The sequence below is a fragment of the Phaeobacter inhibens DSM 16374 genome, assembly GCF_000473105.1.
GTDB lineage: Bacteria > Pseudomonadota > Alphaproteobacteria > Rhodobacterales > Rhodobacteraceae > Phaeobacter > Phaeobacter inhibens.
This window is the reverse complement of the sequence record NZ_AXBB01000004.1, coordinates 66,144-81,867: the sequence shown is the minus strand read 5'-3', so window position 1 is coordinate 81,867 and position 15,724 is coordinate 66,144. Positions and strand designations below refer to the sequence as shown.

The following is a 15,724-nucleotide window of genomic DNA, read 5'->3' as shown; positions in this document are numbered from 1 at the left end:
CAGACCAACACAGCTTGCGGCCCTAACAAAATATTTGGCGCAAGTTTTCACCGTGGATGCTCTCTCCCCGTGAACCTTCGCAACAGCAACTACAGTGCCAGCCCGCCCTGCCAGACTTGCTGCAGCTCCAGCGCGTTGTTCAGATGCAGCACGTCAGCGCGCGCGCCGGGGTGCAGCCGTCCCAGATCGGACCGCCCAATCAGGTCCGCAGGCCGGGCAGAGGCCATTTCCAGCGCGGTCTCCAGCGCGACTTCACATCCCTCAACCAAGGTTTTCACAGCCGTTGCCAGCTCCAGATGGGCGCCCGCAAGGGTGCCATCAGCCAGCGTCAACCGGTTGTCATCACGGCGGATTTCGCGACCATTCAGGGTAAAATGGTCAATGTCGGAGCCTCCGGTGGCCATGGAATCGCTAACCAGAAACACCTGCCCCGGTCCGGTCTTTGCCGCCAGTGCCGCCCGTATCGACGCTGGGTGCACGTGCACACCGTCAGCGATCAACCCCGCTGACAACCCGCCAAGATCAAGCGCTGCGCCGACAACACCGGGTTCGCGATTGCCGAGCTGGCTCTGGGCATTGAACAGATGGGTGACGCAGCGCGCGCCCGCCGCAACCGCCGCCACGCAATCGGCATGACTTGCATCAGTATGGCCCAGCGACACCAGCACGCCGGCCTCGCTCAACTGCCGGATCTGCGCCGGGGTCGCCGCTTCGCAGGCCAGGGTCACCTTCAGCACCGGCAACCGGCTGGCCGCTGCGCATAACATCTCCAGATCGGTCTCGCTCATCGGGCGTATCAATGACGCATCATGTGCGCCCTTGCGGGAGACCGCCAGATGTGGCCCCTCCAGATGCAGCCCGATGATGCCCGGAACCCCGGCGGCAATCGCCTCGACAGTCGCCTCAATCGCGCGGGCGACGAAATTCGGCGTATCGGTAATCAGCGTTGGCAGGATCGAGGTTGCACCAATCTTTGCGTGTGCGGCGGCAATGACCTGCAATTGCTCCAGATCGGGGGCGTCATTGAACATGACCCCGCCGCCACCGTTGACCTGCAGATCAACAAACCCAGCAGTCAGGATACCACCGTCCAACTCGGTGAGCTCGGCCCCTTCGGGCAGTTTGCCCATCGGCAGAACCGCCGCGATCTGATCGCCGCGCAACACCAGCGCAAAATCATCCTCCCACCCCACCGGGGTCAGAATACGCGCACCAGTCAGCGCACGCAGCGGATGCACATCTTCGGTCATACCGTTTCCGTCACTTTTTTCAGGTGGCGCGGCGCATCCGGGTCGATCCCGCGCGAAGCCGCAAAGGCCTCCACCATCGCATAGAAGGACACGATCAGGCTGATCGGATCGGTCAGCGCATGATCCGTACGCACATGATCGACCCGGCGCGCCGCCGTAACCTTATCCGTGGTGGCAAAGACCTGCGCGCCCTTGGCGGCGATCTGATCGGCAATGCCCGCCAGCGCGCCCTCGGCCGCATCTGCCGCCGCAAAGCCAAGCACCGGGAACCCCTCTTCCACAATGGACACCGGCCCATGCAAGACCTCCGCCGAGGAATAGCTCTCCGCGTGCAGCTGGCAGGTTTCCTTGAACTTCAGCGCCGCCTCATTTGACACCGCCAACGCCTGCCCCCGGCCCAATGTGAACAGGGAGGACCGCGCACCAATCGCGTCGCGCACTTCGGGCCAGTCAATACGGCAGGCGCGGTCCAACTGCTCCGGCAACGCGTGTAGCGCCGCCAGAACCGCCTGATTGCGGTCCCATTGCGCCAGCAACCACAGCCCCGCCACAGCCGAGGTCACAAACGTCTTGGTCGCCGCCACGCTCAGCTCAGGCCCGGCGTGAATGTCCAGCGTGTGATCCGCCGCCGCCGCAAGAGGCGAGGCCGCATCATTGGTCAGCGCAACCGATAGCGCGCCATCCTTACGCGCGCTGCCCGCCATAGACACGATGTCCGGGCTTTTGCCGGACTGCGACACCGCAAGGCTCAATGCGCCCTTCAGGCGCAGCGGCGCTTTGTAGATTGAGGCCACCGACGGCCCGACTGAGGCAACAGGCACCCCCAACATGATCTCGCTGGCGTATTTCAGATAGGTGCAGACATGGTCGGAGGAACCGCGCGCAACGGTCACCATGACATTGGGATCAAGGGCGCGCGCCGCATCCGCGACGGCCTCAATCTCAACCCGGCCATGGCTCAGCAGCCGGTCCACAGCCGTCGGGATCTCGTCGATCTCGCGACGCATTTTGGTGATATCTGTCATGGTCCCCTCCTCAGGGTCGCCAGGTTAGGTCGTCCCGAGCCGCAGCTCAGCGACAAAATCATAGGCATCGCCGCGATAGATCGAACGGGTGAACTCCACCACGCGTCGGTTGCGCAAATACGATGTCCGCACAATGCTAAGGCCCGCCATCCCCGGCTCGACCCCCAACATCTGCGCCTCTTGTTCGGGCAGGTTGATCGCTGAAATCCGCTGCAAGGCCCGCACCGGACGACTGCCGGATTGTTCCAGAACCTCATAGAGAGAGCCTCGCACAGCCTGCGGATTGGGCAGGATATCCACCGGCAGAGACGCGCGTTCGATCGCCATCGGACGCCCATTGGCCCGGCGCAGACGCGCGATCCGGGCCACGGCCTCCCCGGAGGTCAGCGCCAGGGCCATCACCTCTTCCGGTGACGGCGTATGAATGCCGCGTTCCAGCCATTCGACACTGGTGTCATAACCGCGCCGCTCCATATCCTCGGTAAACGAGGTCAGCTGCGACAGCGATTGCTCCACCTTGGGCGTGCCATCCGCCACAAAACTGCCCGAGCCCTGCCGCTGCACGACAATGCCGCGATCAACCAGATCCTGCATCGCCCGGCGCACGGTGACCCGCGACAGACCGGTGAGTGTTGCAATCTCCCGCTCCGCAGGCAGCGGTGCGCTTTTGGGCAAGAGCCCGGTTTCAATGCCATCTTCAATGCGCTGGCGCAGCCGCACGTAGCGGGGACCCGCCGCATCGTCCAGCCAGGCGGCCGGCGTCAGGAATTCCTCGACCGTCATACCACCTCCTGCGCGATCTCGCGGGCAAATCGGCGTGCCAGCTCCAACGCACCGTCCAGCGGTGAACCTTCGGCCCCGCGCAGGTAATCCGCCACATCCGCAGGCAGATAGGCGGCGTATTGCGCGGCGACACCCCCAATATGATAAACAGGTTCCTCAGGCCGGCGCCCCAGCGCCTGCAGCCCGTTGCACAGATACTCTGCGCCCTCCGCCATCAGCCGCCGCCCTGCCGCATCCCCCTCAACCGCAGCCTTGGCCACACGTGGCGCATAGGCGCCAAAGGCCACCGGCCGCGCGGTCTGGGCGAAACGGACAATCTTTGCCGTCTCATTGGAAAAATCACGCAAACAACTGCGCAGAAGCGGCGTCATCGGCTCAATCCCTTCGGCAGCTTGCAACGTCAGCTGTAACGCACGGCGCCCCAGCCAGCCGCCCGACGCCTCATCCCCCAGCACCGTACCATGCCCCCCGATGAGCGTGACCTGACCCGCCACCTGACGTCCCAAAAACGACCCAGTACCAACCCCGATCAGACTGGCGGTATCCTCCCCCAATGCGCCAACCACTGCGGGCATGCGGTCATCCTCCACCCGGACATGCGCCTGTGGCAGCGCCTCCGCGACACGCGCGGCAGACTCACCATCAATGACACCGGCCAACCCGGCATAAACCGGAATCTGATGAAACACCTCATCGGTCAGACCTGACTGCCGCTGCAAATCCGCCAATCCGGCACTCAGGGTCTCAACCGCCTGATCGGGCGCCGTATATACATTGGCACTGCCGCCAGTCACCACCAATTGCTGCGGCGGTGTCGCTCCTGATTTCAGCAGGGCAAAGCGGCAGGAGGTTCCCCCTCCATCCACGGCGATCAGATATGGAAAGCGCGAGTCGGTCATGCAATACCTATAAGATACCTTTCATCCAAAATAAAGACCTCTCTAACAGCAAGATCACCATGCAGCAGAGTAATTAGCTGAATTTACTACAAAAAACTCTCTCATAAATTAAATGGTAGACAAGTGGTATTGTATAGGTATTAAATACTTCTCATTCACCTGAGGGGGAGGAATCACATGGGATCGAGGAGCGACCACTCGCCCAAGACCGGCATATCTGCACAGGCTGAGGCGCAGCCAACGGCGCAGACAGAGACATTACACCCCGATGCTCAGGGGCTGGATCTGCGTGCCGATGCGGAGATTCTCGACACCCTGCTGACCGGTCAATTGCGTGCACTCGAAGCCGTTGCCGACGCCCGCCCGGCCATCGCAGCCGGTGCGACCCTGCTCACCAACAGCCTGCACAATGGCGGCCATCTGCATTACGCGGCCGCCGGATCTTCTGCCCTGATGGCACTGGCTGACGGTGCGGAACTGCCGGGCACCTTCGGCATCAGCGCCGACCAGATTTCCATTCATATGGCTGGCGGCATCCCCGCCGACGGACGTATGCCCGGCCATACTGAAGATGACGATGAGGCAGGTGCCAAAGCCGCTGCGACTGTTGCCGCAAATGATGTGGTCATCGCCCTTTCCGCCAGCGGCAGCACCCCATTCCCGATGGGCTTTGCCCGGACTGCGCAGGCCGCCGGAGCCAAGGTCATCGCCATTGCCAACAACGCTAACACACCACTTCTGAACCTGGCTGATGTGGCGATCTGCCTGCCCACCCCACCAGAGGTTATCGCAGGATCGACCCGTATGGGGGCCGGCACCGCACAAAAGGCCGCTCTGAATATGATGTCCACCTTGGCCGGTATCCGGATGGGGCATGTGATGGACGGTATGATGGTCAACCTCATTGCCGACAATGCCAAGCTGCGCCAGCGCGCGATCCGCATTGTCAGCACCCTTACCCAGCAGGACGCCGAGGCCGCGGCCCGCGCGCTGGATCAAACCGGCGGTGCGGTGAAACCCGCTATTCTGCTCCTGCAAGGGGCGACCTCGCCGACTGCCGCAGACACATTGCTGCGCCACTACAAGGACAACCTGCGAGCCGCGCTCGCACAGGTGTAACGGTCGGCCATGCGCCACCCAAGAGGTCACCAAGACCCTGATTACAAATACCAAACATGCAAACTGGGAGATACTGAATGACACGGAAACTCTTTACCCTCGCACTGCTCGGCTCGACCATGATCGGCGGCGCCGCAGCTGCTGAAGACGTCACGCTGACCATTGAGAGCTGGCGCAACGATGACCTCGCCCTCTGGCAGGATAAGATCATCCCCGCCTTTGAAGCGGCCAACCCCGGCATCAAGCTGAAATTCACCCCCTCTGCCCCGGCAGAATACAATGCGGTGCTAAACTCCAAACTGGATGCGGGCAGCGCCGGTGACCTGATCACCTGCCGCCCCTTTGATGCCTCGCTTGGCCTTTATGACAAGGGTCAGCTGGCCGATCTCTCCGATCTTGACGCCATGGGCAGCTTCTCCAATGTGGCAAAATCCGCCTGGCAGACCGACGATGGCGCCGCGACTTTCTGCGTGCCGATTGCTTCGGTGATCCACGGCTTCATCTACAACAAAGACGCCTTTGCCGAGCTGGGTGTGAATGTGCCCGAAACCGAAGATGAGTTCTTTGCGGCGCTGGAAAAAATCAAGGAAGACGGCAATTACGTTCCTTTGGCCATGGGCACAAACGACCAGTGGGAAGCGGCCACCATGGGCTATAACAACATCGGCCCAAACTACTGGAAGGGTGAGGAAGGCCGTCTTGCCCTCATCGCAGGTGAGCAGAAACTGACCGACGATCAGTGGGTCGCCCCCTATGAGACCCTGTCGAAATGGGGCGCTTACATGGGCGACGGCTATGAGGCGCAGACCTATCCTGACAGCCAGAACATCTTCACTCTGGGCCGCGCTGCAATCTATCCGGCGGGCAGCTGGGAAATCTCCGGCTTCAACACTCAGGCTGATTTCGCCATGGGCGCCTTCAGACCGCCGGTTAAAGCGGCGGGCGACACCTGCTACATCTCGGACCACACCGATATCGCGGTTGGCCTGAATGCCGCCTCCCCCAATGCCGAAGCTGCCAAAACCTTCCTGAACTGGGTCGGATCGGCGGAATTCGCCAGCATCTACGCAAATGCGCTGCCGGGTTTCTTCTCGCTGTCGAACCATGAGGTCGCGATGGAAGATCCGCTGGCGCAGGAATTCGTGTCCTGGCGTGGCGAATGTGAGAGCACCATCCGCTCCACCTATCAGATCCTGTCGCGCGGCACGCCGAACCTCGAAAACGAAACCTGGGGGGCCTCCGTCGCCGCGATCAAGGGCACCAAGGCAGCCGCTGATCTGGGCGCAGACCTGCAAGAGGGTCTGGCCAGCTGGTACGAGCCGCAGAAATAAGCGCGCCACCACCTGACTGACCTGACACTCAGGCGTCCGGGCGGCCACATGCGGCCCGGACCCGCCGACAGATGGGACACATCATGCAAAACACCCCTCATAAACCGCGCAGACGTTGGCATATCGCCGTTTTTCTGGCGCCCGCTGTGCTGGTCTATACGGCCATCATGATTTTCCCGCTGTTCAATACCCTGCGGCTCGCGCTCTACAGCGAAAGCGACCAGATCCGCCAATTTGTGGGCCTTGCGAATTTCGAGACCCTGTTTGGCAACCCCAATTGGTCGGAACAGTTCTGGAATGCGCTTGGCAACAACTTCTGGTTCTTCTTTGTTCATATGCTAGTGCAGAACCCTATCGGGGTGGCTCTGGCGGCAATCCTCAGCCATCCCCGGCTCCGGTTTGCAGCACTCTATCGCACCGCCATCTTTGTGCCGACCATCCTCAGCTTTGTCATCGTCGGCTTCGCCTGGAAGCTGATCCTCTCGCCGATCTGGGGCATCACCCCCGATCTCTTGGACGCCATCGGCCTGAAGTGGCTGTTTGCGCCCTGGCTGGGCAAAGAAGACTACGCGCTGACCACGCTGGCGCTGATCTCTGTCTGGCAATTTGTCGGCATCCCGATGATGCTGATCTACGCAGCCCTGCTGTCGATCCCGGAAGAGGTGATCGAGGCGGGTGAGGTTGATGGTATCACCGGCATGTCCGCCTTCTGGAAAATCAAACTGCCACTGATCCTGCCGTCCATCGGGATCATCTCAATCCTGACATTTGTGGGCAACTTCAATGCGTTCGACCTGATCTACACCACCCAAGGCGCGCTCGCCGGGCCGGATTTCTCCACCGATATCCTTGGCACATTTATGTATCGCACCTTCTTCGGCTTTCAGCTCCAACTGGGCGATCCGCATATGGGGTCCGCCATTGCCACCGCCATGTTCGCGATCATCCTGATCGGTGTCTGCATCTATCTCTTCGGCATCCAGACCCGTCTGCGCCGCTACCAGTTCTGAGGATCCGATGATGCATAAATCCCGTTCAAACCCGTTCAACAGCATCCTCGCCCATGGCGCGCTGATCACCTACACGCTGATCGCCCTGTTTCCGGTGTTTGTGATCTTGGTGAACAGCTTCAAAACCCGCAAAGCGATCTTTCGTGATCCGCTCGCGCTGCCCACGTCCGACACATTCTCGCTGGTCGGCTATCAGACCGTCCTGAAGCAGGGGGATTTCTTTCTTTACTTCCAGAACTCAATGATTGTCACCGTAGTCTCCCTCGCACTGGTGCTGCTGTTTGGCGCCATGGCCGCCTTTGCCCTCGCGGAATACCGGTTCAAGGGCAATATGCTGCTCGGCCTGTACCTCGCGCTTGGCATCATGATCCCGATCCGCATCGGCACCGTCGCCATTCTGGAGCTGATGGTGGACACCGGGCTGGTCAATACGCTGACAGCACTGATCCTTGTCTATACCGCACAGGGTCTGCCGCTGGCCGTGTTTATCCTGTCGGAGTTCATGAAACAGGTGAGCGACGATCTGAAAAACGCCGGCCGCATCGACGGGTTGTCGGAATACACCATCTTCTTCCGGCTGGTCCTGCCGCTGGTGCGTCCAGCCATGGCGACGGTCGCGGTTTTCAACATGATCCCGATCTGGAACGACCTCTGGTTCCCGCTGATCCTGGCCCCGGCCGAGGAAACCAAGACGCTAACGCTCGGCAGCCAAGTCTTCATCGGCCAATTCGTGACCGACTGGAACGCGGTGCTCTCGGCGCTGTCCATGGCGATCCTGCCGGTGATGGTGCTCTATGTGATTTTCTCACGCCAGCTCATTCGCGGCATCACCTCCGGGGCGGTCAAATGATGCTGCCGCGCAAACCATCCCCCTGCCCGGTAGTGATGCCGGGCCGCGTCGGACCAGCCCCCCTAGATGGCAGGGTTCTGTCATCTCTTGGTCCGGCGCACCCAACCGCCCAGCAGCTCAGCCGTCATTCAGGAGGCCGCCAATGACCCGCGTTCTGATTGCAGGCCTCGGTAATATGGGGTTTTCCCACGCTCTGGCACACCATTACGACGAAACCGCGCACATTGTCGGCCTCGTCAACCGCACTGGCGCGCCTGCACAGGCCCCCTTGCAGGACTATCCGGTCTATAGCGATTTCCATCACGCGTTGGTGCAGACCAAACCCGATCTGGTGGTCATCGCCACCTACTCCGACAGCCACGCGCCCTACGCCATCGCCGCGATGGAGGCCGGTGCGGATGTTTTTGTTGAAAAGCCGCTGGCCACCACGGTTGCCGATGCCCGCGCCGTAACCGATGCCGCCCGCCATCTGGGGCGCAAGCTGATGGTGGGCTATATCCTGCGCCATCACCCCAGCTGGCAGCGTCTCATCGCCGAGGCCCGCGATCTCGGCCCGCCTTATGTGTTCCGCATGAACCTCAACCAGCAGTCTGACGGTCCCACATGGGACACCCATAAGGCGCTGATGCAGACCACCTCTCCGATCGTGGATTGCGGTGTGCATTACGTCGATGTGATGTGCCAGATCACCGATGCCACGCCACAGCGCGTCCATGGCATCGGCCTGCGCCTGTCGGATGAGATCGCCGAGAATATGTATAACTACGGCCAGTTTCAGGTGAGTTTCTCCGACGGCTCCGTTGGCTGGTACGAGGCCGGCTGGGGACCGATGATGTCCGAAACCGCCTATTTTGTAAAAGACGTGGTATCCCCGAATGGTTCCGTCTCGATCACCGAAACAGACAAGAGCGGCTCGGACGATGTGGACAGCCATACCGCCGTCGGCAGCCTGATCGTACATCACAGCACGCAAGGCACCCCGGACCGACGCATCGACCTGCCCGCAGAGCCCGATCACAATGCCCTCTGCGCCGCTGAACAGGCCCATATGCTGCGCGTCATTGCCGACGACCTAAACATGGATCGGCATATGCAGGACGCCGTTGCCTCGCTGGCGATCTGTCTGGCCGCCGACCAGAGCATCCGCAGCGGCGCGCCTGTCGATCTGACATCTGACCTGACAGAGGCCGAGGCCACAGCGCCCGCCTCACCATCTCTGACCCCGAAGACCTGAAGGATTTCCGCCATGACCGCCCTACAGCTTACCAATGTCTGCAAATCCTTCGGCCCGGTCGAGGTGCTGAAAGACATCAACCTCACCGTTGAGGATGGCGAATTCGTGGTCTTTGTCGGCCCGTCGGGATGTGGCAAATCCACCCTTCTGCGGGTCATCTCCGGGCTGGAGGATGCCACCGCAGGCGAAATCAGCATCGGTGGGCAGACCGTCACCACCACGCCTCCCGCCAAACGCGGCATCGCCATGGTGTTTCAATCCTACGCACTTTATCCCCATCTCTCCGTGCGCGAAAACATGGCGCTGGCTCTGAAACAGGAACGTCAGCCCAAGGAGGAAATCACCGCCCGTGTCGCCGAAGCCAGCCGTATGTTGTCGCTGGAGAACTACCTTGACCGCCGCCCCTCGGAACTTTCCGGCGGTCAGCGGCAACGCGTCGCCATTGGCCGCGCCGTGGTGCGCGAACCCAAGCTGTTCCTGTTTGACGAACCGCTCTCCAACCTCGATGCCGCCCTGCGCATGAACACCCGTCTGGAAATCGCCCGCCTCCACCGCCAGCTGTCGGCCAGCATGATCTACGTCACCCATGACCAGATCGAGGCGATGACACTTGCGGATAAAATCGTGGTGCTGCGTGATGGCCGCATTGAACAGGTCGGCACCCCGATGGAGCTCTACAACAATCCTGCCAATCGCTTTGTGGCGGAATTCATCGGCGCGCCTGCGATGAACTTTGTTCCGGCGCAACGCCTTGGTGGCAACCCCGGACAATTCATCGGCATTCGCCCGGAATACGCCCGCATCAGCTCTGATGGCCCACTCACCGGCGAGGTGATTCACGTGGAAAAACTGGGCGGCGACACCAATATCCTGGTCGATATGGGCCAGGATCTCACCTTCACCGCGCGGCTGTTCGGCCAGCATGACACCAATGTCGGTGAGACTCTGCAGTTTGATTTCGACCCCGCCAACTGCCTCAGCTTTGATGAGGCAGGCCAGCGGATCTGATCCCAAGCCCCGCCTATCCGCAGTCACCATCGGTCAAGACGGCACTATTTGGGCTAGACAGCGCAAACTGCTATATTAGGGCGTTACAAATGCACATGTTAGCGCTAACTAGACGTCAGCGGTGCCCTTGAGTGATTCGCAACAGGGCAGAGATACCCGAGGGAGACGGACGATGACGCAGACCCAGACGCAAACCTGGCAACTTCTGGCACAGCATCGCGCGCAGACTGCCGATGTGTCTCTTCTGTCCCGCTTTGACGCCCCGGATCGCTTTCAGGCCTTCTCGGCAGAAACCGACGGTCTGCTGTTGGACTATTCCAAAACCGCGCTCGACACCACCGCCCTCTCGCTTCTGGAGCGGATCACGGCCGAGGCCGGACTGGCGGATCGCATCAGCCAGATGTTCCGTGGCGACAAGATCAACACGACCGAAGACCGCGCCGTGCTGCACACTGCCCTGCGGGCACAGACCGATGAACCGATCAAAGTCGATGGTGACGATGTCTTGCCCGCCATCCGCCAGACCTTGCAACAGATGGAGAGCTTTGCCGAGGCGCTGCGCGATGGCAGCATCCGTTCCAGCACCGGCGCAAAATTCACCGATGTGATCAATATCGGCATTGGTGGCTCCGACCTTGGCCCCGCCATGGCCACGCTGGCGCTGGCGCCCTACCATGATGGCCCCCGCTGCCATTTTGTGTCCAACGTGGATGGCGCCCATATTGCCGACACGCTGAAGGGGCTGGATCCGCAGACCACATTGGTGATCATCGCCTCCAAGACCTTCACCACCATCGAGACCATGACCAATGCCCGCACCGCATTGGGCTGGCTGCGTGCCACACTGGGGGATGGCACCTCTGCGCATCTGGCCGCCGTTTCGACCGCGCGAGACAAAACCTCAGCCTTTGGCATTGCCCCCGAACGGGTCTTTGGCTTTGCCGATTGGGTGGGGGGGCGCTATTCGCTCTGGGGGCCGGTGGGTCTGCCGATCATGATCGCCATCGGGGCCGAGAATTTCCGCCAGTTCCTGTCCGGCGCCGCTGCGATGGACCGCCATTTCCGCACCGCGCCGTTTCGCGAAAACCTGCCAGTGATGCTTGCCATGACTGGCGTCTGGCACCACAATATCTGCGGCTACGACAGCCGCGCTATTCTGCCCTATGACCAGCGTCTGGCCCGTTTCCCGGCCTATCTCCAGCAGCTGGATATGGAAAGCAACGGCAAGAGCGTCGCACTGGATGGCAGCCCCCTACCGCACGACTCTGGCCCTATCGTCTGGGGCGAGCCCGGCACCAACGGCCAGCACGCCTTCTACCAGTTGCTGCATCAGGGCACCCGCGTGGTGCCTGCCGAATTCCTGATCGCCGCTGAGGCACATGAGGGGGATCTGACCGATCACCACCAGCTGCTGGTCTCCAACTGCCTCGCCCAATCCGAAGCCCTGATGCTGGGCCGTGCTCACAAGGAGGCCCGCGCCATCGCCGCCAAACGTGGCTTTACCGGCGATGCGCTGGAACAGATGGCAGGCCATCTCTCCTTCGCCGGCAATCGCCCCTCCGTCACCCTCGCCTATCCGAAACTCACCCCCTTTGTGCTGGGTCAGCTCATCGCGCTCTATGAACACCGTGTGTTTGTCGAAGGTGTGGTCTGGGGGTTGAACTCCTTTGACCAATGGGGGGTTGAACTGGGCAAGGAACTGGCCGTCAGCCTGTTGCCGCTGGTCGACGGCTCCGCCCCGGCTGAGGCTTACGAGGCCAAAGACGGCTCCACCCGGGGCCTGCTGTCGAAACTCACCCATCCGCACCCCTAGCCACCAACAAGACCGCCAATTTCCCCTTCGAGCTGTCAGAGAGAGAGCCATGGTTTCCCGCGTCATTCCCGTCCAGTCCTTTGACCTCGTGCTGTTTGGCGCGACCGGTGACCTTGCCCGTCGCAAGATCCTGCCCAGCCTGTTTCACCGCTTCCAGATCGGCCAGTTCGCCGACGATTGCCGCATTATCGGCACCTCGCGCAGCGAGATGGATCGCCACGGGTTTCAGGAGATGGTCGCCGACGCCATTCGCACCTATGGCCAGCCGGGCGAGACCAGCGACGACGAAATCGCCGCTTTTGTGGATCTGTTGCACTATACCGCCGTGGACGCGCGCGGCGACAACGGTTGGCAGGCGCTTGGCGGTCTGCTGCGCGACGATGCCATCCGCGCCTTCTATCTCTCGGTCGGGCCCAGCCTGTTCCCCGATATCGCGGGTCGCCTGCGCTCCACCAGGATCGCCACCCCCGACAGCCGTATCGTTCTGGAAAAACCCTTCGGCCATGATCTGGCCTCGGCCCAGGCGCTGAACGCCGCCCTGCGCGCCAATTTCGAAGAGCACCAGATCTACCGGATCGACCATTATCTGGGCAAAGAGACCGTCCAGAACCTGATGGCCCTGCGCTTTGCCAATTCGCTGTTTGAACCCCTGTGGAATTCCTCCCACATCGACCACGTGCAGATCACCGTCGCCGAAAGCATCGGCGTCAAGGGGCGCGGCGAATATTACGACAAATCCGGCGCCATGCGCGATATGGTCCAGAACCATCTGATGCAGCTACTGTGCCTCACCGCAATGGAACCCCCCGCCCGCTTCACCCCCAACGCCGTGCGCGACGAAAAGGTGAAGGTGATCGAGGCGCTGAACCCCGTCGCGCCGGATCAGATCGCCCGTGGCCAGTATCGCGGCCCGGAGGGGGAGGCCTACCGCGACCATGCAGGCAACCCCGCCAGCACCACCGAAAGCTTCATCGCGATGAAGGTGGAGGTTGCCAACTGGCGATGGGCCGGCACGCCGTTCTATCTGCGCACCGGCAAATGCCTGCGCGCCCGCGAATCCGAAATCGCCGTCTTCTTCCGCGACCCGCCGCATAACATCTTTGCCGAGGACACCGGCACCGGCGGCATCAAGGGCAATGTGCTGGTGATCCGCCTGCAACCGGACGAAGGCATCACCCTGCGCACCACCATCAAGGACCCCGGTCCCGGTGGCATGCGCCTGACCGGTGCCAATCTCGACATGACCTTCGCCGACAGCCTGCCAGAGGCTGGCCGACCGCAGGACGCCTACGAACGGCTGATCATGGATGTGATCCGCGGCAACCAGACCCTGTTCATGCGCGGCGATGAGGTCGAGGCCGCCTGGGCCTGGGCCGACCCGATCATCGCGGGCTGGGCTGACAACAGCAATGACACGCCGCAACCCTATGATCCCGGCAGCTCCGGACCAGAGGATGCGCTGCTGCTGATGCACCGCGACAATCGCCGTTGGCGCGGCATTGGCTCCTGAGCCTGCCCGCCTGCGCTCCCGACACGATCCGACCAACCGGCACCTGACGACTGAAAGAGGCACCCGATGCGTTTGAACCAAACAGTCCGCGACGTCACAGACCGAATTATCGCCCGCAGCGCCAAACCCCGCGCCGCCTATCTCGACCGGATGCGCGCCGCCAAGGGCAAAGGCCCCGCCCGCGCCCACCTATCGTGCAGCGGTCAGGCCCATGCCTATGCCGCCACCGGCGAGGATCAGATGCCCCTCGCCGAAGGCACCGCCGGGCATCTCGGCATCGTCACCGCCTATAACGACATGCTCTCGGCGCATCAGCCGTTTGAAACCTACCCGCAGCGGATCCGCGACGCCGTGCGCCGCGTCGGCGGCACCGCGCAGGTGGCCGGCGGCGTCCCCGCCATGTGCGACGGCGTCACCCAGGGCGAGGCGGGGATGGAGCTCAGCCTGTTCTCCCGCGACACCATCGCCATGGCCACCGGCATCGCCCTCAGCCACAACGTGTTTGATGCCACCGTCTATCTCGGCGTCTGCGACAAGATCGTGCCGGGTCTGGTCATTGGCGCGCAGGTCTTTGGCCATCTGCCCGCCGTGTTCCTGCCCGCAGGTCCGATGACCTCCGGCATCTCCAACGATGACAAGGCCAAGGTCCGCCAGAAATTCGCCGCCGGTGAAATCGGGCGCGACGAGCTGCTGAAATCCGAGATGGCCGCCTATCACGGCCCCGGCACCTGCACCTTCTACGGCACGGCCAATACCAACCAGATGCTGATGGAATTCATGGGCCTGCACCTGCCCGGTTCCTCCTTCGTCAATCCCGGCACCGACATGCGCGCCGCCCTGACCGAGGAAGGCGCCCGCCGCGCTCTGGCGCTCAGCGCGCTTGGCAATGATTACACGCCGGTCTGCGATATTCTGGATGAACGCGCCTATGTGAACGGCATCGTCGGGCTGATGACCACCGGCGGCTCCACCAATCTGCTGATCCACCTGATCGCCATGGCCCGCGCCGGTGGCATCATTCTGGATTGGCAGGACTTTTCCGAACTCTCTGACGTGGTGCCGCTGCTGGCGCGGGTCTATCCCAACGGTCTGGCCGATGTGAACCACTTCCATGCGGCCGGCGGTCTGGGCTATGTGATCGGCCAGTTGCTGAACTCTGGTCACCTCCACGCCGACACGCGCACGGTCGCAGGCAGCGGGCTGGAGAGCTACACCGCCGAACCCTTCCTCAGCGACGATGGTCTGGTGTGGAAACCCGGCGCCGCCGAGACCCTCAACGACAAGATCATTCGCCCCGCCAGCGACCCCTTCCAGTCCACCGGCGGGCTCTCCCGCCTCTCCGGCAACCTCGGCACCGGCGTGATGAAGATCTCCGCCGTGGCCGAAGAGCACCGCGTGGTCGAAGCCCCCGCCCGCGTCTTTCATGATCAGGAGGAGGCCAAGGCCGCCTTCAAGGCGGGTGAGCTGGACAAGGGCGACGTGGTGATCGTGGTCCGCTTCCAGGGACCAAAGGCCAACGGAATGCCGGAACTCCACTCCATGACGCCCTTCCTCGGCATCATGCAGGGCCGCGGCCAGAAGGTGGCTCTGGTCACCGATGGCCGCATGTCCGGCGCCTCGGGCAAGATCCCCTCCGCCATCCATGTGGTGCCGGAGGCCCTCGACGGTGGCCCGATTTCCAAACTGCGCGACGGTGACATGGTGCGGGTTGATGCCCTCACAGGTACGCTAGAGGTCAAGGCCGAGGGCTTTGACGACCGCGACCCGGTGGTGGCCGACCTCTCCGCCTATCAGCACGGCACCGGCCGCGAGATGTTCGCACTGTTCCGCAATGCCGTCACCTCTGCCGATACCGGCGCCACCGTATTCTCGACCCTGATCGGAGACTGACC

Annotated in this window: 13 protein-coding genes; 9 read left to right on the top strand and 4 right to left on the bottom strand. The window is 62.1% G+C overall.

Features of this window, described 5'->3' with window-relative positions:
• Positions 1-89: 89 nt before the first annotated feature.
• Genes nagA through INHI_RS0100340 form a run of 4 tightly spaced genes read right to left on the bottom strand, consistent with a single transcriptional unit; the run spans position 90 to position 3,957 of the window.
• Entirely contained in the window at positions 90-1,250 is a 1,161-nt protein-coding gene (gene nagA / locus INHI_RS0100355; protein WP_027246313.1) for an N-acetylglucosamine-6-phosphate deacetylase, read from the bottom strand.
• Positions 1,247-2,275 (bottom strand): SIS domain-containing protein, encoded by a 1,029-nt coding sequence (locus tag INHI_RS0100350; protein ID WP_014880978.1) that lies wholly within the window; start codon positions 2,273-2,275, stop codon positions 1,247-1,249. The genes nagA and INHI_RS0100350 overlap by 4 nt, the downstream gene beginning before the upstream one ends.
• Positions 2,276-2,299: 24 nt before the next feature.
• Positions 2,300-3,058 carry a GntR family transcriptional regulator gene (locus INHI_RS0100345; RefSeq protein WP_014880979.1) on the bottom strand — a complete coding sequence of 253 codons (759 nt, stop codon included), beginning with the start codon at positions 3,056-3,058 and terminating at the stop codon, positions 2,300-2,302.
• On the bottom strand, positions 3,055-3,957 hold the full coding sequence (locus INHI_RS0100340) for a glucosamine kinase nucleotide-binding domain-containing protein (RefSeq protein WP_014880980.1): 903 nt from the start codon (positions 3,955-3,957) through the stop codon (positions 3,055-3,057). Before INHI_RS0100340 ends, INHI_RS0100345 begins: the two co-directional genes overlap by 4 nt.
• Before the next feature lie 177 nt (positions 3,958-4,134).
• Between INHI_RS0100340 and INHI_RS0100335 the strand changes: the two genes are divergently transcribed.
• The 9 genes from INHI_RS0100335 (at position 4,135) to edd (ending at position 15,722) form a co-directional block, all read left to right on the top strand.
• Positions 4,135-5,076, top strand: a complete 942-nt coding sequence (locus INHI_RS0100335) for an N-acetylmuramic acid 6-phosphate etherase (protein WP_051338914.1) — start codon at positions 4,135-4,137, stop codon at positions 5,074-5,076.
• Between the two features lie 77 nt (positions 5,077-5,153).
• Positions 5,154-6,407 (top strand): ABC transporter substrate-binding protein, encoded by a 1,254-nt coding sequence (locus INHI_RS0100330; protein ID WP_027246311.1) that lies wholly within the window; start codon positions 5,154-5,156, stop codon positions 6,405-6,407.
• 83 nt (positions 6,408-6,490) lie between these two features.
• Positions 6,491-7,417 carry a carbohydrate ABC transporter permease gene (locus tag INHI_RS0100325; protein WP_014875690.1) on the top strand — a complete coding sequence of 309 codons (927 nt, stop codon included), beginning with the start codon at positions 6,491-6,493 and terminating at the stop codon, positions 7,415-7,417.
• Between the two features lie 10 nt (positions 7,418-7,427).
• Positions 7,428-8,267 (top strand): carbohydrate ABC transporter permease, encoded by an 840-nt coding sequence (locus tag INHI_RS0100320; RefSeq protein ID WP_027246310.1) that lies wholly within the window; start codon positions 7,428-7,430, stop codon positions 8,265-8,267.
• A 142-nt stretch (positions 8,268-8,409) separates the two neighbouring features.
• On the top strand, positions 8,410-9,501 hold the full coding sequence (locus tag INHI_RS0100315) for a Gfo/Idh/MocA family protein (RefSeq protein WP_027246309.1): 1,092 nt from the start codon (positions 8,410-8,412) through the stop codon (positions 9,499-9,501).
• Between the two features lie 12 nt (positions 9,502-9,513).
• Positions 9,514-10,509, top strand: coding sequence for an ABC transporter ATP-binding protein (locus INHI_RS0100310; protein ID WP_027246308.1), 996 nt, complete (start codon positions 9,514-9,516; stop codon positions 10,507-10,509).
• A 172-nt stretch (positions 10,510-10,681) separates the two neighbouring features.
• Positions 10,682-12,322, top strand: coding sequence for a glucose-6-phosphate isomerase (pgi, locus tag INHI_RS0100305; protein WP_027246307.1), 1,641 nt, complete (start codon positions 10,682-10,684; stop codon positions 12,320-12,322).
• A 49-nt stretch (positions 12,323-12,371) separates the two neighbouring features.
• The gene (gene zwf / locus INHI_RS0100300; RefSeq protein ID WP_027246306.1) at positions 12,372-13,832 is read left to right on the top strand and encodes a glucose-6-phosphate dehydrogenase; all 1,461 of its coding nucleotides are present in this window, start codon (positions 12,372-12,374) and stop codon (positions 13,830-13,832) included.
• 66 nt (positions 13,833-13,898) lie between these two features.
• Entirely contained in the window at positions 13,899-15,722 is a 1,824-nt protein-coding gene (gene edd / locus INHI_RS0100295; RefSeq protein WP_027246305.1) for a phosphogluconate dehydratase, read from the top strand.
• Positions 15,723-15,724 lie beyond the last annotated feature (2 nt).

Coding starts and splice junctions, on each gene's coding strand:
- nagA (WP_027246313.1), bottom strand. CDS start 1,250: ATGACCGAAGATGTGCATCCGCTGCGTGCGCTGACTGGTGCGCGTATT.
- INHI_RS0100350 (WP_014880978.1), bottom strand. CDS start 2,275: ATGACAGATATCACCAAAATGCGTCGCGAGATCGACGAGATCCCGACG.
- INHI_RS0100345 (WP_014880979.1), bottom strand. CDS start 3,058: ATGACGGTCGAGGAATTCCTGACGCCGGCCGCCTGGCTGGACGATGCG.
- INHI_RS0100340 (WP_014880980.1), bottom strand. CDS start 3,957: ATGACCGACTCGCGCTTTCCATATCTGATCGCCGTGGATGGAGGGGGA.
- INHI_RS0100335 (WP_051338914.1), top strand. CDS start 4,135: ATGGGATCGAGGAGCGACCACTCGCCCAAGACCGGCATATCTGCACAG.
- INHI_RS0100330 (WP_027246311.1), top strand. CDS start 5,154: ATGACACGGAAACTCTTTACCCTCGCACTGCTCGGCTCGACCATGATC.
- INHI_RS0100325 (WP_014875690.1), top strand. CDS start 6,491: ATGCAAAACACCCCTCATAAACCGCGCAGACGTTGGCATATCGCCGTT.
- INHI_RS0100320 (WP_027246310.1), top strand. CDS start 7,428: ATGCATAAATCCCGTTCAAACCCGTTCAACAGCATCCTCGCCCATGGC.
- INHI_RS0100315 (WP_027246309.1), top strand. CDS start 8,410: ATGACCCGCGTTCTGATTGCAGGCCTCGGTAATATGGGGTTTTCCCAC.
- INHI_RS0100310 (WP_027246308.1), top strand. CDS start 9,514: ATGACCGCCCTACAGCTTACCAATGTCTGCAAATCCTTCGGCCCGGTC.
- pgi (WP_027246307.1), top strand. CDS start 10,682: ATGACGCAGACCCAGACGCAAACCTGGCAACTTCTGGCACAGCATCGC.
- zwf (WP_027246306.1), top strand. CDS start 12,372: ATGGTTTCCCGCGTCATTCCCGTCCAGTCCTTTGACCTCGTGCTGTTT.
- edd (WP_027246305.1), top strand. CDS start 13,899: ATGCGTTTGAACCAAACAGTCCGCGACGTCACAGACCGAATTATCGCC.